The sequence below is a fragment of the Bradyrhizobium sp. IC4060 genome (genome assembly GCF_020193715.1).
In the GTDB taxonomy this organism is placed as follows: Bacteria; Pseudomonadota; Alphaproteobacteria; order Rhizobiales; family Xanthobacteraceae; genus Bradyrhizobium; species Bradyrhizobium yuanmingense.
The window spans coordinates 34,969-55,603 of sequence record NZ_JADYVJ010000007.1; the positions used below are offsets into that span (position 1 = coordinate 34,969).

Below are 20,635 nucleotides of genomic sequence, written 5' to 3' on the forward strand. Positions count from 1 at the left end.
CGGTTTCGACATGATGCGCCTGCCTCTGCCGCCCTCGCTCTATGCCGATACCGCCGTGGCGCCGGTTGCCACGCCGCCGCTCGATGTCGACAAGAGCGTCTCGGTCGCAATCGTCGGCGGCGGCTACACCGGCCTTTCCACCGCGCTGCATCTGGCCGAACAGGGCGTCGAGGCGCTGGTGCTGGAGGCGCAGGAGCCGGGCTGGGGCGCGTCGGGTAACAATGGCGGCCACACCAATCCCGGCCTGAAGCACGACCCTGACAAGATCGAGGCCGATTTCGGCACCGAGCTCGGCCGCCGCATGATCGTGTTCGCCTACGGCACGACCAACTTCACACACGATCTGATCCGCCGCTACCAGATCCCGTGCGAAGCGCGGCAGAACGGCACGTTGCGCGCAGCTTACAATGAGAGCAGCGCCGCTGCGATCGAGAAGACCGCGCAGCAATGCATCCGCCGCGGCATGCCGGTGACTTATCTGAACCGCGAGCAGCTCCGCGACATGACCGGCACCGATCGTTACATCGGCGCGATGTTGGATGCGCGCGGCGGCGATCTGCATCCTCTCAGCTACGCCCGTGGTCTTGCCCGCGCCGCGATGTCGGCGGGCGCGAAGGTTCATGGCGGGACACCGGCATTGTCGCTACGCCGCGAGGGAACGCGCTGGCGCATCGAGACGCCGCGGGCGGTGGTTCATGCCGACAAGGTCCTGCTCGCCACCAACGGCTTCACCGACGATCTCTGGCCGGCCCTCCGACGCACCATCGTGCCGGTGTTTTCCTCGATCGCCGCCACCGCGCCGCTTTCCGACGCAGTCTCCCGTTCGATCATGCCGACGCGTCCGGTGCTCTACGAGAGCGGCCATATCACGGTCTACTATCGCATCGATCAGCAGAACCGTCTGTTGATGGGCGGGCGCGGCCCGATGCGCTGGATCAGGTCGCCGCATGACGTCGCCTATCTCATGCGTTATGCGGAGCGACTCTGGCCGCAGCTCAAGGGCGTTGCCTGGACCCACGGCTGGAACAGCCGGCTCGCCATCACTGCGGACCATTATCCGCATGTGCACGAACCCGCCGAGAGCGTTTTGATCTCGCTCGGCTGCAATGGCCGCGGTGTCGCGCTTTCGACTGCGATGGGCGCGCAGCTCGCCCGCCGCCTGATCGGCGGCACCAAGGCCGAGATCGACATGCCCATCACGGGCATCAAGCCGATCCCGATGCACGCGTTCTGGCCGGTCGGCGTGACCACCGCCGTGATCGCGGGCCGGGTGCGGGACCGGCTCGGCATATGAAGAAGGCGCCGCTCGGTGAGGCGACGCCTTGCTCGAATCTTAGATCGGCTTTAGCAGCGACCCTGCTTCCAAAGTCCGGGCGGGCACGCGTGACCGCGCCAGCCGACCTTGCGACCGTGGTACCAGCCGAACGACTTGCCATGGTGATGATGGCCCATCTTGTGGCCATGACCATGTCCATGTCCGTGCCCACCCTTCGCCAGTGCGGGGCTCGTAAATGTGAAGCCGGCCGCAATGATCAGCGAGGCGGCGAGCGCAAGTTTCTTCATGATGTCCTCCGGTGGGGCGAGCGCATTTGTCCGTTCAGTGAACGAACGGTGGGAGAGTAAGTTCCCTGCGAATGTGGAGGAGTCGTGACGCTCGCCTGGATACGTAATTGCGCTGGCGCTCAACGCGCGCTGGCATGTCGAGCGAAGTCAAGCCTCCGCCACCGCATCGGCCCAGGGTTGGAAAATCTCGACCGCGCCGGAATTGAGCTCGCCCTCGCGCATCACGACGCTCGGACAGGCGAATTTCTGCGGCAGCGCCTGCACCCGGCTCTCTTCATAGTCGAAGCGCGCGGCCAGGGCATTGCGCACCTCCGCCGGCAGCCGCGCATCGCCGATCACCACCGCGCCTTCGCTGGCGTCGATGCGCGGCTGGTGAATGGCGGCGTCGAGGTCCATGCCGTAATCCATCGCGAAGGATACGAGCTGCATCACCGACGGCAGGATGCGGCGTCCGCCGGAGGCGCCGATTGCGAGGCGCTTGCCATCCTTCGTCTCGGCGATGACGGGCGTGTAATTGCAGAGGCAGCGCTTGCCCGGTGCGAGCGAGTTCGTGGTACCAGGCGTCGGATCGAACCACATGATGCCGTTGTTCATGGTGATGCCGGTGTGCGGTGTCACGTATCGCGAACCGAACGACGAGAGCAGCGTCTGCGTCACCGCCGCGATGTTGCCGTGACGATCGACCACCGAGAAATGCGTGGTGCAGGCCGGCGCGAGATATTCGGCGCCGAGCGAGCGCTTGCCGTCGGCATCGCCCATATCCTTGAGACGCTCACGGAAGGCGGCCTGCAGGGCGAGCGCATATTCGACATAGGCGGCGGCATCCGGCGCGTCTGCCGGCGTCAAGCTCTGCTGCAACAGCCGTAGCGCATGCGCCATCGTCGGCCCTGCGGTGAGCTCGGGGGTCGCGAACACCTCGCCTTCGCGATAGGGAATCGCCAGCGGCTCGCGCAGATGGGCGCGGAAGGCTGCGAGATCCTCCACCGACAGCGAGCCGCCGTCGGCCTTGATGTCGGAAGCAATGCTCCTGGCGAGATCGCCCTGATAGAAATCACGCGCGCCCGCGTCCGCAAGATGTGACAGCGTCGCCTTCAGGGCATCCTGCGGCAGCCGCGTCTCAGCCTTGATGCCCCACGGCGCGGTCGGCGGCAGGCCGTCCTTCAGATACGCGGCCGCGCTCGCGTGGTAGCGTCTGAGATCGGCGGCCGAGCCCGCGATCGTCACCGTCGTCCACCAATCGACCAGCAGGCCTTCGCCGGCAAGCCGAGCTGCCGGCGTGACCAGATCCTTCCACGGCATCTTGGCGTAGCGGCGGTGCGCCTCTTCCATTCCGGCGACGACGCCGGGCACGGCGATCGAGCCGGGGCCGTGGATGTTGCGATCGTCCTTCACCCTTGGCCAGGGAAACAGATCGGACGACGCGCCTTCGCCGCTGAGCGGATAATCGGCCGTGCGCAGGCTTTGCGGCGCGCACATGCCGTAGTCGATCACCTCATAGCGATTTTCCTTGGCGCGGTAGAGCACCATCGCGCCGCCGCCGCCGATGCCGCTGTTCCAGGGTTCCAGGACGTTGAGGGCAAACGTGGTCGCCACGATCGCGTCGACGCAATCGCCGCCGGCGGCCAGCACCTGCGCCCCGACTTCGGCCGCCCGCCGCGATTGCGAGGCGACGATGCCGCCCTTGGAGGTGACGGCGGGCTTGCGGACGGTCTGGTTGAGGCTGAACTGGTGAGGCATGGTGTCGTCTTGATCTCTGGATTCAGTTGCGTCGTGCACTGAGGTTGAAAGCTCTGCGATTGGCGAAGCGCGCGGACAATGGCACATTGCCGCCAACGAGAACATCGAAAGGGAGGCGCGGCATGGCTGGTGTGAAACAGGCGCGGGATGGCGCGGTCGGGATCCTGACGCTCGACGAGCCGGCCAGCCTCAACGCGATGACGCCAGACCTGCTCGGCGCACTTGCCCTAGCCGTCGGCGAAATGACGGGGGACGAGGCCATCCGCGCGCTGGTGCTCACGGGCGCCGGGCGGGGATTTTGCTCAGGACAGAATTTGAAAGCCTCAGAGGCGCTCGGCGAGGACATCGCGGCCGGCGTGATGCGCTTCTACTGGCCGGCCTTCAAGGCCTTGCGCGAATGCCGAGTGCCTGTCGTCGTTGCCGTCAATGGCGTCGCGGCCGGCGGCGGCTTCAGTCTCGCAATGGCCGGCGACATCATCGTCGCGGCGCGGTCGGCGAGCTTCATCCAGGTGTTCAGCCGCATCGCGCTGGTGCCCGATCTCGGCTCGACCTGGCTCTTGCCGCGGCTGATCGGCCGGCAGCGCGCGCTCGAGCTGATGCTGCTCAATGAGCCGCTGACGGCGGAACGCGCCCAGGAGATCGGCCTGGTCCGGCAGGTCGTCGACGACGCCAAGTTGATGGATGAGGCGTTAGGTTTGGCGCGCCGCCTCGCCGAAGGACCGACGCGCGCTTTGGTCGCAACCCGCGCTCTGGTCGAGGAGAGCGAGCATGCGACCTATGAAGCGCAGTTCCGCCGCGAGATCGAGCTTCAGGCCACGATCCGCAAGAGCGCGGACGCCATGGAAGGCCGCAATGCGTTCGTGGAGAAGCGCAAGGCGAAGTTTACCGGGAGGTAGGTGGGCATGCTTCTCATCCAACCGTCATGCCCGGGCTGTCCCGGGCATCCACGTCTTCCTATCCGAGCCCCCAAAACGTGGAATGGCCGGGTCAAGCCCGGCCATGACGACGATTAGTGCGATTTCTACGGCCGCGCGCTCAGCGCATGCGATCCAGCCGGCTGGCCTGGTACTTGGCGCGCCATTTCGGGCCGGGTCCGCGCATGTAGTGCAGCTCGGGGCGGTAGGGATTGGCTGCGACGCGGATCAGCGTCTGCCATCTGGTGGCGACGAAGCTGAGGGGCTGGCGCAGCAGGCTCAATGAAGCGAGCAACATGGCATCACCTCAATGCGGCTTGCCGAGCATGGCGGTGAAGGGGAGGTCGAACAGATCCTCGCCGTCGGAGCCGCTGACGTGGATCACCCAGTCGCGCCAGTCCTCGGCGCCGGGGGTCTGGATCATCGAGTTCATGATCTGAGCGGCGCGGTCGCGCGCCTCGGTCAGATTGGCGACTGCGGCGCCGTAGCGGTCGATCAGCGTGCCCTCGGTGTTGGAGCAGTGAAAATAGACCTGGACCATAGGCGCCTCCTGTAGAAAGCGATCGGGACGGCAAACCGATACCACCCCAAGCATTCGCGAAACATTCGGGTCGAGCCCGGTAAGGAAATCTACGGATATTGGTCGGACCCAAGGTCGTTACAGGTTTAATCACAGGCGGGTGATGACTGGACGGCACCGCGGCGGCATGGAACAACGCCCGCGGGAAGGCGGCTCACGGTGAACCAGTTCACATTCGATCGCGAACGGCCAAATTTGCGCTTGCCTGCAGCGGTCGTTCTTGCAGCGGGCTTCGCCGCCGCGCTGCTCGGCTTCGCCCCGGCTTCGTCCGAGCCGGTCAGAAAGAGCGGCTACGCGATCGGCGCGGAAGCCTGCGGCAGCGGCGATCTCGCCTTTCCCAGGATCCAGATCGACATGAAGGCGGGATATTGCGCCGGCCTCGTCGCCAGCGAGGGGGACCGCCTCAAATTTCCGCGCTCGATCGTCCAGGTGCCCGGCCGCGACCTTTTGGTGGTCGCCGATATGGGCGGCTGGGGCCACACCGACGGGCGGCTGCTGCTGCTCGATCCGCGTGCCCCGCAGGGGCAACGCTTCAAGGAACTGCTGACGGGGATAGAATATCCGTTCGCTCTCGTCACCGGCCCGGACAGCAAGCTCTATGCCTCGACCGCGGAGACGATCTTCCGGTTCGACCCGCTCGCGGACAATCCACGCAGCACGGTCGAGACCATCATCCGTCACCTGCCCGGCCGCCGGATCACGCTGCCGGATGGCACGAGGACCGATGAGAGCGCGCACCCGTTCAAGCAGTTCGTGTTCGACCGGAACGGCCGGCTGTTCGTCAATGTCGGCTCGCACAGCGACGATTGCATCACGCCTGCGCCGATCACAAAACCCTGTGCGGCGGCCGAGGGCGCGTCTGCGCTGGCCTCGATCTGGCTGTTCACGCCGCCCTCAAGCGGCGTCTTCCCGGCATTGAAACCCGGCGATCCCGACCCGCCGCACAGCGTCTATGCGCGCGGCTTGCGCAACTCAATGGCCCTGGTGCTGCACCCGAAGTTTCCGGATGCCGGCTACGCCTTCCTCCAGGGTGAGAACGCCCGCGACCTGCCCGACATCTTCAAGCCGAACGAGGAGATCAACGCGATCGAGCAGGGCAGGCACTACGGCTGGCCCTATTGCTACGATTTGTCGACGCCGAGCCCCGAATTCAGGCTCGTGCTGCAATCGGGCGCGTACAAGTCGTTCTGCTCGGCCAATGCGCTTTACAAGGCGCCGCTCTCGCTGCTGCCGCCGCACGGCGCGCCGCTCGCGATGCTGTATTACCACGGCGCCAAATTCCCTGAGCTGGAGGGCAAGCTGCTGGTCGGTCTGCACGGCTATCGGCCGACCGGGAGCCGGCTGCTGGTCTATGACGTCGACGATCACGGCTTTCCAAAGCCCAGCGCGGCACCGGTGCGCTATCACGTCAGTTGCGCGGCCGAGCCGACCCGCAGTTTCCGGACCGACGCCGGCGAGGTCGCCGCCGCGCCGTTCGAAGAGCTGATTGCAGGTTGGCACCGCGTCAACGGCGCGCGGCCGCAAGGTGCGCCGGTCGGCATGACGGTGGCCGAGGACGGCGCGATCTGGCTGGTCGAGGACAAGAACAAGACCGTGATCCGCATCGATCGCGCTGCTGGCGAAGCGCCTGCGCCTCTCCCCTGCGATACGCGCAGCCAGGCGATGATCGACCAGCTCGCAGCTTTCGTGGCCAGGGATGCGCAGAACGGCGTTCGCCTCACCACCTTGCGCAAGGGCCTCGTCGAGAAGCATTGCGTCGGCTGCCATTCGGATTTCGGCCTGAGCGCGGGGCAATCGGATGCGGAGAAGGACAGGGCGGTGCTGCACTTCATGCTGGCGCAGGACGGCTGGATCTACCCTGGCGATCCCGACGCCGGCAGGCTGCGGACGCGCCTGCGCGGCCTAGGCGCCGAGAAGCTGATGCCGCCGGGCGGCGAGAGCCTGCCCAAGACCGAGCCCGGTTACACGCGCCTGCTCGATACCGCGGACCTGTTCGTCGCCAAAATGGCGCCGGGCACGCGGATGCGGATCAAGCCAGGCCCGCCGCAGCGGAAGTTTTTCAGCAAGGCCAACAAGGAATGCGGCGAAATACCGGCCGGAAAGGTCGTCGTCGTGACACAAAGGAGCGCTGTAGACAGACCCGGCTTCAGCCGATTCTTCCGGCCAGCCGATCCCTATCTGAACGGCGAGTGCACCGACGGCGATGGCTATTACATCCGGCAGGAACTTCTGGTGCCTGTGCAGTAGCATCCTGCTGGTCACGACGCTGCCGGCCGCTGCCGAAACAAAACTGTTCGAAAGCGCACAGCTGACGCCCGCCAGCGAATACACCTTCGGCATCGAAGGGCCGGCCGCCGATCTCGACGGCAATCTGTTCGTCGTCAATCTCGGCAAGCCCGGCACCATCGGCAAATTGCCCGCTGGTGGCGCCGCCTCGGAGCTGTTCACGACGCTCCCCGAAGGCAGCGTCGGCAACGCGATCCGTTTCGATCGCAGCGGCACCATGTTCATCGCCGACTACAAGAAGCACAACATCTTCGCCATCCCCAAGGGTGCGACCAAGCCCGCGGTGTGGTTTCACTCCGGCGAGATGAGCCAGCCCAACGACATCACGATCGCGCCGGACGGCACGATCTATGCGAGCGATCCGAACTGGAAGGGGCGCGAAGGCCACATCTGGCGCATCGCCAGGGGAGCGGACGGTACGGTGCGGGGGCAGGTGATGTCGACGCCGCGCGCCATGGGCACCACCAACGGCATCGACCTCAGCCCTGACGGCAAGACGCTCTATGTCGGCGAATCCAGCAGCGGCCAGATCTGGTCCTATGCGATCAGCGGCAACGAGCTGACGGCTGCAAAACTCGTCAAGGCGTTTCAGCCCGACACCATCGACGGCCTGCGCACCGACGTTGCCGGCCGCCTCTACGTCGCGCGCATTCTCAAGGGCACGATTGCGCTGATGAAGCCGACCGGCGCGGTCGAGCGCGAGATCCCGCTGAAGGCCAAGGAGCCGACCAACATTGCCTTCGGCGGCAGCGACGGCAAGACCGTCTTCGTCACCCAGCGCCAGGGTGGCTTCATCGAGTCCTTCCGCACCGACCAGCAGGGCCGCGAGCACTGCCTCCAGCGCGGCCGTTGCTGAGCTTCGCAAGCGCTCTGCTTTCCGCGCAGGGCAGCGCGACGATGGACGGCATTCTTCTTGCTTGCATCCGGCGGCCGTGGCGATCAAGACTCTGCGGCACGTCCAGTAGCAGGCGACCACGGGGTGTTTGAGTGAAAGCCGTCCATACCGAACTGCACCGCAGCCACGACCCGCAATTCTTCTTGGTGCGTGGTGTCGTCAAGCGCACCACAGAGCAGCCCGAGCGCGCCGATCGCCTGCTCAGGGGATTGAAGGACGGCAGGCATCAACTGGTCGAACCAACCAAGTTCGGGCCCGGTCCGCGCGCACGCGTTCACAGTCCGGAATACCTGTCGTTCCTCAGCGAAGCCTGGGACGCCTGGACGGCGCTCGGCGATTCCGGCCCGGAGATGATCGGCAATATCCATCCCGTGCGCCATGCCGCGACCTATCCGACCCACATCGTCGGCAAGCTCGGCTGGCATACCGCCGACACCGCAGCGCCGATCGGCCCGGGCACGTGGGCCGCGGCCTGCGCCGCCACCGATGTTGCGGTGACCGCAGCGCAGATGGTGATGGATGGCGAGGACGCAACTTACGCGCTCTGCCGTCCGCCCGGCCATCACGCCTATCGCGACATGGCCGGCGGCTTCTGCTTCCTCAACAACAGCGCGATCGCGGCGGCGCATCTGCGGCAGAAGCATGAGCGCGTCGTGATCCTCGACGTCGATGTCCATCACGGCAACGGCACGCAAGGCATCTTTTATGCCCGGCCCGACGTCTACACGATCTCGATCCATGCCGACCCCGTTGCGTATTATCCGTACGTATGGGGCTATGCGCATGAGCGCGGCGAAGGACCCGGCCTCGGCACCAACCTCAACATTCCGCTTCCCATCGGCACCGGCGATGACGGCTATCTCCAGGCGCTGGACATCGCGCGCAAGGCGATCGAATCCTTTGCACCCGGCGCCCTCGTCATCGCACTCGGCCTCGATGCCTCCGAGCACGATCCGCTCAAGGGATTGGCCGTCACCACACCCGGCTTCCGCCGCATCGGCCAGGCCATCGCGAAGCTGGGCCTGCCGACCGTGCTCGTGCAGGAAGGCGGCTATCTCTCGGACATTCTCGGCGCCAACCTGACCTCTGTGCTGGCGGGATTCGAAGAAGCGCGGTGATGCTTACCTCTCCCCGCTTGCGGGGAGAGGTCGGAATTTGCGCAGCAAATTTCGGGTGAGGGGGTACAGGTCGCGCGGCGGTCCCCTGTGCGGAGAGAGGTCCCTCACCCCGACCACTCAGCGCGAGCGAAGCTCGTCGCGTCCCCGTAACAACGGGGCGAGGGAGAAGAAGCCGCGTCGCTCGCGACTCAAAACATCCCACTCGGCGCACGCGCCTTGCAGACACGAGCCGCCTCACTCAGCCGCTTCGCGGAGGGGCCAGGCATGGCGGCTGATGGGAAGGCCGCCGTCCGCGCGGGAGCCGTCGGCGATCGCGAGGCGATGCGCGGGCGATGGCGAGCACAGCGAGAAGCGCCAGGCGTTCGGATCGTCGACGATGTCGGGCTTGAAGCTGATCTCGATGGCCTCGCGTGACACCTGCATGGCGAAGGCGTCGAGCGGCAGATTGAGCCCAAAGCCCCTGGCCTTCAGATAGGCCTCCTTGAGCGTCCAATAGTCGAAGAAGCGCTCGATCGCCGCCGGCTCCGGCAGTCCGCGCAAGGCTTCGACCTCTTCCGGCGCAAAGAAGCGAAGCGCGGTGGACAGCGGCGCGACGCGCCGCGACACGGTTTCGACGTCGACTCCGACGGCCTCATGCCGCGACACCACGCAGGCGACGCAGCCGTCGGCATGCGACAGGCTGAAATGCAGCGCGGTCGAGGTGGCCGGTGCTGCGACGAACGGCCGGCCATAGCGGCCCGCGCCAAACGACCAGTCGGTGGGCGCGACGTTGGAAGCGACCTGTGACAGCGCCAGGCGCAACATCGCATGCGCGAAGATGTATTGCCGCCGATGCCGCTCGAACACGAAGCGATCGGCCCGGGCCCGCTCGTCGACCGAGAGCAGGCGTCGGCACGCCTCGGCCGCGCCCGGCACGTCAATGGTCTCGATCAGTCCGACAAAGAGTTCGATTCTGTCGTCTGCCATCAATTGGGCCCATGGCGTCGGGCGAGGCCAAATCCCTCGGTGCCGACGGAAGAAACAACTGCGCAAGAATCAGCCGAGAGGACCGTACCTAGCGGTCCACCCGGGCGAATTCTTGTCGATTTGCAGGCCGGTTTACAGGCGTAAGCTTGTGCGAGCCCCCAAACTCGACACGCAAGCGGCCGCTCTGTGAAGATTCGTACGGCCGTCCCCGCCGACGAATTTACTTCTTCTTCTTGGACTTCTTCTTGGATCCGCGCAGAGCCTTAAGGCTGGCGTCGACATCCTTCAGTGCGAGCTGGAGTTTTTGCTTCTCGAAATTGAGCAGGTCTTGCAGCGCCTTGCGGTCCTCCGCGCTGAGCGAGGTCTTCTTGGTAAATTTGATGAAACCCATAACACTCCCCCGGTTGAAAATGATCATCCCAATCAAAATCCGAGAATAATCTTGCGCGACGACGCCAAATAATCAAGCTGCAACTTGATCATTCACAGCTTTGGGGCGTGAACCCGTATTCTGGCGCGATGTCGCGGCATCAAGCGGCCCTGCGCGCGAGCAATCTCCCGAGTGGTGCGTTGGGCTGGGCGATCGCCGCCGTTAGCAGGGCGACGAGGTCCTCCATCCATTCGCCGACCGCTCGGCCCTCGAGCAAATCGCGCTTGTAATTGCAGGAGCCGGTAATGCCGGTCGGGCGCTCCTTGAGCATCAGCGACAGCCAGGTCTGGTCGATCGGCAGCACCGGCTGGCCTTCGCGCGCGACGTTGCCGATCGATTCTGTCGCGAGATCCGGGAGATCGAGCGGCCGGCGCAACGGATTCTGCAGCGTGAAATAGACCTGGAGCAGCGAGGCCGGATCGATCCCCTCCTGCTCCAGTCGATCGGCCAGGACGTTGAACGGCAGCTCCTGCCGCGCATGCGCCTCGAGCACGCTCTGGCGCACCCGCAGCAGAGCCTGCGCGAAAGACAGGTCCGGCGTGATTGTCGTGCGGACGATCACCGTGTTCTCGAACGGGCCGATGATCCGGTCGGTGTCCGGCTGGGCACGATTGGCCATCGCGGTCGCGACCGCGATGTCGGTGCGGCCCGTCCGGGCCAGCAGCATGGCCTTCAGGCCGGTGAGGAAGCACATGAACAGCGTGCAATTGTGCTGGCCGGCAAACGCCGTCAGCCGGGCGATCAGCTCGCGCTCGAGGCAGACCGGATGATGCCCGGTGGAGGCGCCCGGGCTCGATTCGCCGTCGAAGAGGGGACCCGCTCCGCGCAAATTCAGGATCCAGTCGGAAGCCTGGCGGCGCGCCGCGTCGGTGCCGCACCACCAGCGCTGCCAGCGTGCCACGTCCGAAAAGGCCGGCGGCGGGCTCGGCAGCGGCGCAGACGGATATCCGGCCAGCGCGGCATAGCGGCTCGACAATTCCTCGAACAGCACGCCGATCGACCAGCCGTCGACGACGGCGTGATGCAACGTCAGCAGCAGCACGTGGTCATCGTCGTGGAGCCGCAACAGCCGGGCGCGCAACAGCGGCGCGCGCGTGGTGTCGATCGGGGTATAGGCCTCCTGCTCGATCAGGAGATCGATCTTCCTGAGCTCGAGCGCCTTGCGCCGCTTGTTGTTGTGGAAATGACCGTCGCCGATCGTCTCGACCGTCATGATTCGGCCGAGTTTGCGTGGCGCGGCGATGCGGCTTTCCGGCTCATCGCCGTTCCAGGCGAACGCGGTGCGCAGCGATTCGTGCCGGCGCACCACGTCGTCGATCGCCTTTGCCAGGGCGGCCGAATCGAGCGGGCCCTGCAGGCGGAAGGCGAAGGGCAGGTTGAGCTGCGGCAGCCCCGGCAGATTCCGCTCGATGTGCAGCATCTGGTCCTGTCCGATGGAAGGCGCCGGCGGCCCGCCCGCAGCCGATCGCGGCAGGCTTGCGGCAGGCTTGTGCGGCTTCGTGGCCACGGTCTGTTCGACCCGCCGCGCCAACCCCTCGATCGTCGGCGCCTCGAAGATGGCCTTGATCGGCAGCGGCACGCCGAGCGCCCGCGCGATGCGCGCCATCACCTGGCCGGCCAGCAGCGAATGGCCGCCGAGGTCGAAGAAATTGTCGGTAACACCGATGCGTTCGACGTTCAGCAGGTCGATCCAGATGTCGGAGAGCACCTTTTCGGTGAAGCGCCGCGCCGGGACGGCCGCATCCGCGCCGGACGTTTCCGGCGGGACGGACGCCAGCAGCGCCGAGCGGTCGATCTTGCCATGGGCGTTGAGCGGCACCTGATCCAGGAACAGGAAGGCGGCGGGGATGGCGTGGACGGGCAGGCGGCTCTTAAGGAAGTCGCGCAGTTCGCTGGCGCTGCTGCGGCTGCCGGGCTTGGCGACGACATGGGCGATCAGCCTGATGTCGCCGCTCGCCTCGCGGCGCGGTTCGACGATGGCGGCGCGCACGCTTGGATGCTCGGCCAGCGCGTTCTCGATCTCCTTGAGCTCGATACGATAGCCACGGATCTTGACCTGATGGTCGGCGCGGCCGAGGCATTCGATCGTCCCGTCGGCGCGACGCCGGGCCAGATCGCCGGTCCGGTAGAGCCGGCTGCCGGCCTGGCGCGAGAACAGATCGGGCAGAAAGCGCTGCCGGCTCTGCGCGGGATCGTTGATATAGCCGCGGCCGATTCCGGCGCCGCCGATGCAGAGCTCGCCGGTCACGCCGATCGGTTGCGGCTGGAGCTGCGCGTCGAGCACGTAGAGCTGCGTGTTCGGCAGCGGCGCCCCGACCGGAACGTTGGCCGTCGTGATCGCCGGCGCCTTGGTCAGGCGATGCAGGGAGACGTCGTCGGAGCATTCCGACGCGCCATAGGCATTGATCAGCGGCACCCTCGGGCAGCGGGCAAACCAGGCGCGGCAGAGCTCGACGGGCAACGGCTCGCCGGTCGAGATCAGCAGCCGCAGCTTCGCGAAGGCGCGCCGGATCGGCGCCTCGTCCATACGCTCGAGAATGAGGCGCAGCAGCGAGGGCACGATCTCGAGCACCGTGATGCCCTCGCGCTCGATCTCGCGCGCCAGCAGCATCGGGTCCTGCACGATCGCGCTGCCGCAGACATGGACGCGCGCGCCGACCATGGGACCGGCGAGGAATTGCCAGACCGAAATGACGAAGCTCTGCGGCGCGATCTGCGCGATCACGTCCTTAGGCGAGAGGCCGAGTTCGGAGATGAGCGAGGCCAGATGGTTCGACAGGCCGCGCTGCTCGATCATGACGCCCTTCGGCGCGCCGGAGGAGCCGGACGTATAGACGAGATAGGCAAGGCTCGAGGCGGCGCGGCGTGCGGCGCGGGCCGGCTTTGTCGACCCGGATGCAAGAGCGTCGTCGAGCTCGGCCACCGGGATGCGCTCGACCAGCGGTTCGAGCAGGGCCTCGACCATGGCAGACTGAGCCCGTCCGGTCAGCAGCACGCGGGCACAGCTCGATCCGAGGATGGTCGAGAGCCTTGCCGTCGGCTGGTCGGGATCGAGACTGAGGAAGGCCGCGCCGACGCGCTGCACCGCGATCATCGCGGCGAGCAGGTCGGGCCCGCGCTCCGCGAGCAGGGCAACCACGCTCTCCGCGCCGACGCCCTCACGGGCCAGCCAGCGCGCGGCCGCCCCAGTGCGGCGCGCCAGCTCGCGATAGGTCAGGGACGTGCGACCGTCCGAGACCGCGACGGCGTTCGGCGTCTTCCTCGCCTGGCGCTCGAAGCGTTCGATCAAGTTGCCGCGTGTGGTGAAATTGGCCGGCATGCCCCGGCCTTTTGCCAGCGCTTGCCGACGTTCGGCCTCGGTCAGGAGCGGCAGGCGCGAGATGCGCTGTTCCGGATTGGCGATGACGGCCTTGAGCAGCGCCTTGAACTGGGCCGCCATGGCTTCGATCGTCGCGGCCTCGAACAGATCGGTGGCGTATTCGAAGAAGCCGGTGAAGCGGCCATCGGCCTCGACCAGTTCGAGCGTGATGTCGAACCGCGCCACCCTGGGATCGACTTCCAGCCGCCGGGTCGACAGGCCAGGAAAGCGCGCCGCCTCGATCGAGGCGTTCTGGAGGATGAACATGATCCGGAACAGCGGATTGCCGTCGCGGCGGCGCGCCACCCGCAAAGCGCGCAACACCTCCTCGATCGGAAGGTCTTGGTTGCGGTAGGCGTCCAGCGTGACCTGCCGCACCCGCCGCAACATCTCGCCGAAGCTCGGATCGCCGCTGAAATCGTTGCGCAGGACCAGGGTATTGGCGAACAGCCCGATCAGGCGTTCGCTCTCGATCTGGTTGCGGTTGGCGATCAGCGATCCCGTGGCGACGTCCTCATGCGAGGTGTGGCGGAACAACAGGCACTGGAAAGCGGCGAGCAGCGTCATGAACGGCGTGACGCCCTGGTTCTGGCTCAACGCGCGCAGCTCGGACGAGAGGGACTTTGAGAATTCAAGGTAGTGACGCGCGCCGTGTCCGCTCCAGATCTCAGGTCTTGGCCTGTCGGTTCTCAGCGGCAGCATGGTGACGCCGTCGAGCTGGGTCCGCCAATAATCGAGCTGCTCCCTGGCCGCGGGCGTCTGCGCCCAGCTTTGCTGCCAGAGTGCGAAGTCGCGATATTGGAAAGCGGGCGGCGGCAGTGCGGCCGAATGCTTCTTGCGCGCCGCGGCATAATGGACGGCGAGCTCCTGCCAGAACAGCCGCTGCGACCAGCCATCGGTGGCGAGGTGATGGACGTTGACCACCAGCGCATGGTTGTTCCTGTCGAACGACAGCAGTGTCGTCTTCAGGGGCGGCGCGTGGGCCAGGTCAAACTGATGTTGCGCAAGCCTGAGCGCCTCGCGCCGGATTGCCGCAGGCCGCCTGCCCGCAGGGCATGGCTTGAGCTTGATGCGCTCCAGCCGCGGCGTCGATGACAGCACGAGTTGCATCGGCTCGCCCTGGCGCTCGAGGAACACCGAGCGCAGCGCCTCATGGCGCGTTGAGATCGCAGCGAGGCTCGCAGACAGCGCGGCGGCGTCGACCGGGCCCTTGAGGGCGGCGATCTCGACGACGTTATAATTGTACCGCGTCGGGTCCAGTCGCGAGAGCACGTACATCCGCTGCTGCTGGAACGACAGCGGTGCGTCCGTGCCTGCAAGCCGGCGCCAGCCCGGCAGCGCCGTCTCGCGCCGGCTTGCGGCGGTCTCGATCCGGGCCGCGAGCGCTGCGACCGTCGGGCAATCGAAGATATCCTCGAACGAGAAGTCGACATTGAAGCGGTCGCGCAGGCGCGAGCGCATCTGTGTCACCGCGAGCGAATCCGCGCCGAGCGCGAAGACGTCCTGGTCGGCGCCGACCTGCGGCAGCTCCAACAGGCCGGCCCAGATCTCGGCGAGCTGGCTCTCGACCGCATTGCGCGGCAGCCGGGTCTCGTCGTCCGCGTCGACCGTTGCAATCAGCCCGGCGAGGGCGTTGCGCTTGACCTTGCCGCTGGCGCCCTTCGGCAGCGCCGCCACGCTGCGGATCAGGCTCGGCACTTTGTAGGCTGCAAGCCGCTTTCGCGCGAATTGGCGCAACTGGTCGGGGGTCGTCTCGGCATTCGGCCGCAGCACCACGACGGCCGCGACGTTCTCGCCGAGCTTCTGGTGCGGGACCGCGAACACGCCGGCTTCCAGCACCGCCGGATGGCTGAGCAGGACGTCTTCCACCTCCAGCGGCGATATCTTCTGCCCGCCGCGGTTGATGACGTCCTTGATGCGGCCGACGATGAAGAGATAGCCGTCGTCATCGAGATAGCCGAGGTCGCCGGTCCTGAACCAGCCGTTGCGGAATGCGGCCCGCGTCGCCGGCTCGTCATTATAATAGCCGCGGCTCATGTTCGGCCCGCGCAGCACGATCTCGCCGTGCGCCCCGCTTGCGAGCATGCGGCCGGTCTCGTCCATGATCGCGATCTCCGGGCCGGCGGCGCGGCCGACCGACCCGACCTTGCGCAGCTCGAACCGATTGGCCGCAATCTGCGAGGCCGCCTCGGTCATGCCGTAAGTTTCGAGCACGGGAACGCCGAACGTTGTCTCCAGCCCGGCGAGAATCGTCGGCGCGAGCGAGGCCGAAGCCGACCGGATCACGCGCAGCGACGATGGTCGGGCGCGGTCGGGGTTTACTTCCGCCGCCGTCAGCAATGCGCGATGAATGGTCGGCACCGCCGTGTACCAAGTCGGTTGCAGCTCCCGCATCCAGCCGAAGAACGACGCTGCGTCGAAACCGTCGGTGCAGATCACGCTGGAGCCCGCGGCCAGCGCCGTGAGCAGGCCGGAGATCAAGCCATGGGCATGAAACAGCGGCAGGACGTTGAGCAGGCGATCATGCGTCGTGAGCGACAGCACATGGCCGGCATTGTAGGCGGACAGGCAAACATTGCGGTGGGTCAGCGGCACCATTTTCGGTCGCGCCGCCGTGCCTGACGTCAGCAGGATGAACGCATCGTTGTCGCCGCGCGAAGCGCCGCCGGCATTGGCCGGCCCGATCGCCGGAGCGATGAACGCGCAGCCGCCGAGATCGTGGGTGGGCCCCGCCACGAAATCGATCACGGCGATGTCGAGCATCCGGGCGGCGTCACGGCTCGCCGAGTTCACGTCGGCCCGGGTCACGAGCGCGGTCAGCTTCAGTTCGCTGAAACAGCGTTGCAGCTCGTCCGCCGTCAGATCGGGGTTGACGGGGATGCAGGCGCAGCCTGATGCGACTGCTAGCAGCGCCAGGGCAGTATCGGCGCCCCGCGGCAGCGCCACCGCGATGCGGTCTGCGGGACGGATGCCGAGTTCACGCAAGGCACGCACCAGTTGCCGGATCGACTCGGCCAGCGCGCCATAGCTGAGCGCCGGCCGGCCGGGAGCGAGGAGTGCGGGCGCCGCCGGCGTCCTGCGGGCGTAGAATTCGAGAAGGCCGCTGATATGCGCGAACACCTTCGTTTCGGCCGTGGTGCCGGCTGATGCTTCGTCCGCTCCGGATGCAATGTCCGACAACGCCATTCCCTTTTGGACCGATTAAGTTATTCTTCCAAGAAGTTGGGGAATGCGTCCAGTCCGAGGTGAAGTTTGGACCCCAAAATCTGTGGTTGAGGGGCCCTCGAGCCCTTCGACGGAGTAAGGGTCGGGCAGAATCACGATGCTGGAGAACGAGCCGAGCACGAGTTTGGAAGGTGGGCTGAATCACTGGCTCGAAAGCATCGGCCTCGGGCACTACACCGATCTTTTCGCGCAGCACCGCCTCGATCTCGACGTCATCGCGGATCTCACCGAAGCCGATCTGGTCGAGCTCGGATTGCCGCTCGGCGATCGCAAGCGGCTGCAGCGGGCGATGGCGGCGCTGTTTCAAGCGGAAACCACGGAGGCGCCGGCGGAGGCGCCGCGTCCGCAAATCCGGGCGGAGGTCGGAGCCGAACGGCGCCAGCTCACCACCATGTTCTGCGACATGGTGGATTCCACCTCGCTGTCCGCGCAGTTCGATCCGGAGGACGTCCGCGACATGATCGCGGATTTTCGCGAGACCTGCGTCCGGGTGGTCAAGCAATACGAGGGCTTTGCCGCCCGTTTCGTCGGCGACGGTATCCTGGTCTATTTCGGCTATCCGACCGCACATGAGGACGATGCCGAGCGCGCGGTGCGCGCCGGGCTCGAGATCGTGCGGGTGCTGTCGACGGCACGCGCGGTCGAGCCGCGTGGTGCGCTCAGCCATTCACCCGCCGTCCGCATCGGGATCGCGACCGGCCTCGTTGTGGTCGGCGACCTCGTCGGGCAGGGCACCGAAGAACGCGACTCCGCGGTCGGGGAAACCGTCAATCTCGCGGCGCGCCTGCAAGGCCTGGCGCCGCCCAACGGCGTGGTGATCTCGGCCTCGACGCAGGCGCTGCTGAAGGGGAAGTTCGACTACCGCAATCTCGGAGTCCACGACTTGAAGGGGATCTCCGAGAAGGCCCAGGCCTGGCACGTGGTGCGCGCCTCGCGGTTGGAGACCCGTTTCGCTGCGGCGATGGGTACGCGCCTGACGCCGCTCGTCAACCGCGAGGAGGAGATCGCGCTGTTGATGGGGCGCTGGCAGCAGGCCAAGGACGGCGACGGCCAGGTCGCGGTCAAGTTCGGCGAGCCCGGAATCGGCAAGTCGCGCATCATCCAGGAGATCTTCGAGCGGATATCGGGCGACCGCCATGGACAGGTCTCGCTGCAGTGCTCGCCCTATTACACCTCCACCGCGTTCCATCCGTTCGTCGAGCAGCTCAAATTCTCCCTCGGTCTCGATCGCGAGGATTCGTCCGCGCTGTCGCTGGCGAGCCTGGAGAACGCGATCGCCGCCGCCGATGGCGACATTGAGCAGGTCACCCCGCTGTTTGCCGCGCTGCTGTCGATACCGACCGGGGACCGCTATCCGCCGCTCGAGCTGTCGCCGCAGCAGCAGAAGGATGCGACGGTCGTGGCGCTGGTCAACCATTTCCTCGGCCTTGCGCGCGAGATGCCGCTGGTGATCGCGTTCGAGGATTTGCATTGGATCGACCCGACCTCCCGTGAGGTGGTCGACCTCCTGGTCGATCGGGTGCAGAACCAGCCGATCCTGGCGATCATCACCGCGCGCTCGGAATTCCAGGCGAGCTGGAACGCGCATTCGCACATCACCACCCTGGTCCTGAACCGCTTGAGCCGGCAGTTGCGCACGACGCTGGTGGAGCGCGTCGCGGGACGCGAGCTGCCCAAGGAGGTTGTCGAGGAGATCATCGTCAAGACCGACGGCGTGCCGCTGTTCCTGGAAGAGCTGACCAAGACGGTTCTGGAATCCAATCTGCTGACCGAGCGGCACGGGCGCTACGTGCTGTCGGGACCGTGGCGGCAGCTCGCAATCCCGGCCACCCTGACCGACTCGCTGATGGCGCGGCTCGACCGGATGGGACCTTTCAAGCGCATCGCGCAGATCGGCGCCACGATCGGCCGCGAGTTCTCCTACGAGACGCTGCACGCCGTTGCCAATGCGCCGGCCGAGCAGATCGAGGCGGCGCTCAGCCATCTGCAGGAAGCCGGGCTGATCATGCGCCGCGGCCATCCGCCGGATGCGCTGTACTCATTCAAGCACGTGATGATCCAGAACGCCGCGCATGCGAGCCTGTTGCACAGCGAGCGGCGCAAGCTGCATGCGCGGATCGCCCAGGTGCTCGCCGAGATGTATCCGGAGAGGACCGAGCGCGAACCGGAGCTGCTCGCCCATCATTTGACCGAATCCGGCCAGAGCGAGGGCGCTGCCAGCTTCTGGCTCAAGGCCGGCAAGCAGGCGGCCAGGACCGGGGCCAATCTGGAGGCGATCGGCCACCTGCGCCGCGGCCTTAACGTCGTGCAGGCCAATGCGCGCATGCAGGGCGCTGACGAGATGGAGCTCAAGCTGCGCATCGCGCTCGGCAACGCGCTGATCGCCGCCAAGGGCTACGCGGTGCAGGAGGTCGAGGAGAACTACATCCGCGCGCTGGAGCTCGGCCGTCAGCTCGATGACGACGAAAAGGTCTTCGCTGCGACGCGCGGGCTCTGGGTGTGCCATTTCATCCGCGCCGATCTCACCCGCGCGCACGATCTCAGCGTCGAGCTGTTGAAGTTTGCCAAGCGCGAGCGGCTGAACGAGCGGACGCAGCCGGCGCAGCAGACCGGCTATCTGATCGAGGCGCACCGCGCGATCGCGATGACCATGCTCTATCGCGGCCGCTTCGCAGCCTCGCAGCACCATTTGCACCGCTGCATCAACCTGTTCAGCCCCGATCTGCACTCCGACCTGATGGAACGGCACGGCATCGATCCCGGTGTCGTTTCGCTGTCCTATCTCGGTTACCTCCTGTGGTTCCTCGGTCGGCCCGACGCGGCGCGCCAGCACAGCGAGCAGGCGATCGCGAACGCCGAGAAGATCCGCCACCCTTTCACGCTCGCCTTCGCGCTGGTGTTCGGCGCCTATCTCCGCCAGCATTTGCGCGACGTCGAAGGCACGCGCGACTACGCCAATCGCGCCATGATCATTGCCACCGAGCACAATTTCCTGCACTGGAAGCAGCAGGCGGCGATCCTGCGCGGCTGGGCGCTGGCTCAGCTCGGCGAAGCCGACGAAGGCCTCGGCCAGATGCGCTTCGGCCTCGACGAGTACGAGGCGATGGATTCCTGGCTCGCCGGCTGCTGGTTCCGCTGTCTGCTCGCGGAAACGTACGCCAAGGTCGGGATGCGCGACGCCGCCTTGCGCGCGCTGGATGGTGCGCTTGCGACCGCAAGGCGGACGGGCGATCACTTCTATCTCGCCGAGGTCTATCGCATGCAAGGCGAGATCACGCTGGCGGGTGGCGACCCGGCGTCGGTACAGGAGGCGGAGGACCTGTTCGGCCTTTCGCTGGAGACCGCACGCAAGCAGGGAGCGCTGTCCTGGGAGCTTCGCACCGCCGTCTGCCTCGCGCGCCTGTCGCATCAAGCCGGCAAGCGCGAGCACGCAAGACTCCTGCTGATGCCGATCGTCGGCAAATTCAGCGAGGGCTTTTACACGCCGGACCTGAAGCAGGCGATGCAGCTCCTCGATGAGCTCGGTAGCGACGCGGCGGTGCGCGAGCAGGCCGGTCTGTGAC

The 20,635-nt window shown here is 66.4% G+C and carries 13 protein-coding genes; 6 read left to right on the plus strand and 7 right to left on the minus strand.

The window, feature by feature from the left end:
- The first annotated feature begins 10 nt into the window (after positions 1-10).
- Positions 11-1,294: an FAD-binding oxidoreductase gene (locus I6F16_RS22570; RefSeq protein ID WP_225114006.1), complete on the plus strand. Its 1,284-nt coding sequence runs from the start codon at positions 11-13 to the stop codon at positions 1,292-1,294.
- A 50-nt stretch (positions 1,295-1,344) separates the two neighbouring features.
- On the opposite strand, the gene I6F16_RS22575 is transcribed toward I6F16_RS22570, so the two are convergent.
- Together I6F16_RS22575 and I6F16_RS22580 are read right to left on the minus strand one after the other, a co-directional pair.
- Positions 1,345-1,563 (minus strand): hypothetical protein, encoded by a 219-nt coding sequence (locus tag I6F16_RS22575; RefSeq protein ID WP_081494583.1) that lies wholly within the window; start codon positions 1,561-1,563, stop codon positions 1,345-1,347.
- Positions 1,564-1,710: 147 nt separating this feature from the next.
- On the minus strand, positions 1,711-3,300 hold the full coding sequence (locus I6F16_RS22580) for a gamma-glutamyltransferase (RefSeq protein WP_225173999.1): 1,590 nt from the start codon (positions 3,298-3,300) through the stop codon (positions 1,711-1,713).
- 122 nt (positions 3,301-3,422) lie between these two features.
- On the opposite strand from I6F16_RS22580, the gene I6F16_RS22585 reads away from it, so the two are divergent.
- A complete protein-coding gene (locus I6F16_RS22585) occupies positions 3,423-4,196 on the plus strand; it encodes an enoyl-CoA hydratase-related protein (RefSeq protein WP_109145186.1) in 774 nt (257 codons plus the stop codon).
- 139 nt (positions 4,197-4,335) lie between these two features.
- Here I6F16_RS22585 and I6F16_RS22590 read toward each other — a convergent pair whose 3' ends face one another.
- Positions 4,336-4,512 (minus strand): hypothetical protein, encoded by a 177-nt coding sequence (locus I6F16_RS22590; RefSeq protein ID WP_172788150.1) that lies wholly within the window; start codon positions 4,510-4,512, stop codon positions 4,336-4,338.
- A gap of 9 nt (positions 4,513-4,521) precedes the next feature.
- A complete protein-coding gene (locus I6F16_RS22595) occupies positions 4,522-4,755 on the minus strand; it encodes a hypothetical protein (protein ID WP_036011788.1) in 234 nt (77 codons plus the stop codon).
- A gap of 198 nt (positions 4,756-4,953) precedes the next feature.
- Between I6F16_RS22595 and I6F16_RS22600 the strand changes: the two genes are divergently transcribed.
- The 3 genes from I6F16_RS22600 (at position 4,954) to I6F16_RS22610 (ending at position 9,093) form a co-directional block, all read left to right on the plus strand.
- Positions 4,954-7,041, plus strand: a complete 2,088-nt coding sequence (locus I6F16_RS22600; RefSeq protein ID WP_225114008.1) for a PQQ-dependent sugar dehydrogenase — start codon at positions 4,954-4,956, stop codon at positions 7,039-7,041.
- Positions 6,998-7,936: an SMP-30/gluconolactonase/LRE family protein gene (locus tag I6F16_RS22605; RefSeq protein WP_225114009.1), complete on the plus strand. Its 939-nt coding sequence runs from the start codon at positions 6,998-7,000 to the stop codon at positions 7,934-7,936. Before I6F16_RS22600 ends, I6F16_RS22605 begins: the two co-directional genes overlap by 44 nt.
- A gap of 131 nt (positions 7,937-8,067) precedes the next feature.
- Positions 8,068-9,093, plus strand: coding sequence for a histone deacetylase family protein (locus tag I6F16_RS22610; RefSeq protein WP_036026779.1), 1,026 nt, complete (start codon positions 8,068-8,070; stop codon positions 9,091-9,093).
- 234 nt (positions 9,094-9,327) lie between these two features.
- Here the strand turns inward: I6F16_RS22610 and I6F16_RS22615 are convergent, their stop codons facing one another.
- The 3 genes from I6F16_RS22615 to I6F16_RS22625 form a co-directional block, all read right to left on the minus strand.
- Positions 9,328-10,059 (minus strand): 4'-phosphopantetheinyl transferase superfamily protein, encoded by a 732-nt coding sequence (locus tag I6F16_RS22615; protein WP_225114010.1) that lies wholly within the window; start codon positions 10,057-10,059, stop codon positions 9,328-9,330.
- A gap of 220 nt (positions 10,060-10,279) precedes the next feature.
- Positions 10,280-10,450, minus strand: coding sequence for a hypothetical protein (locus I6F16_RS22620; protein ID WP_225114011.1), 171 nt, complete (start codon positions 10,448-10,450; stop codon positions 10,280-10,282).
- A gap of 139 nt (positions 10,451-10,589) precedes the next feature.
- Positions 10,590-17,033: a non-ribosomal peptide synthetase gene (locus I6F16_RS22625; protein WP_225174000.1), complete on the minus strand. Its 6,444-nt coding sequence runs from the start codon at positions 17,031-17,033 to the stop codon at positions 10,590-10,592.
- Positions 17,034-17,169: 136 nt separating this feature from the next.
- Between I6F16_RS22625 and I6F16_RS22630 the strand changes: the two genes are divergently transcribed.
- Positions 17,170-20,634: an AAA family ATPase gene (locus I6F16_RS22630; RefSeq protein WP_225114013.1), complete on the plus strand. Its 3,465-nt coding sequence runs from the start codon at positions 17,170-17,172 to the stop codon at positions 20,632-20,634.
- The last annotated feature ends 1 nt before the right edge of the window (position 20,635 follow it).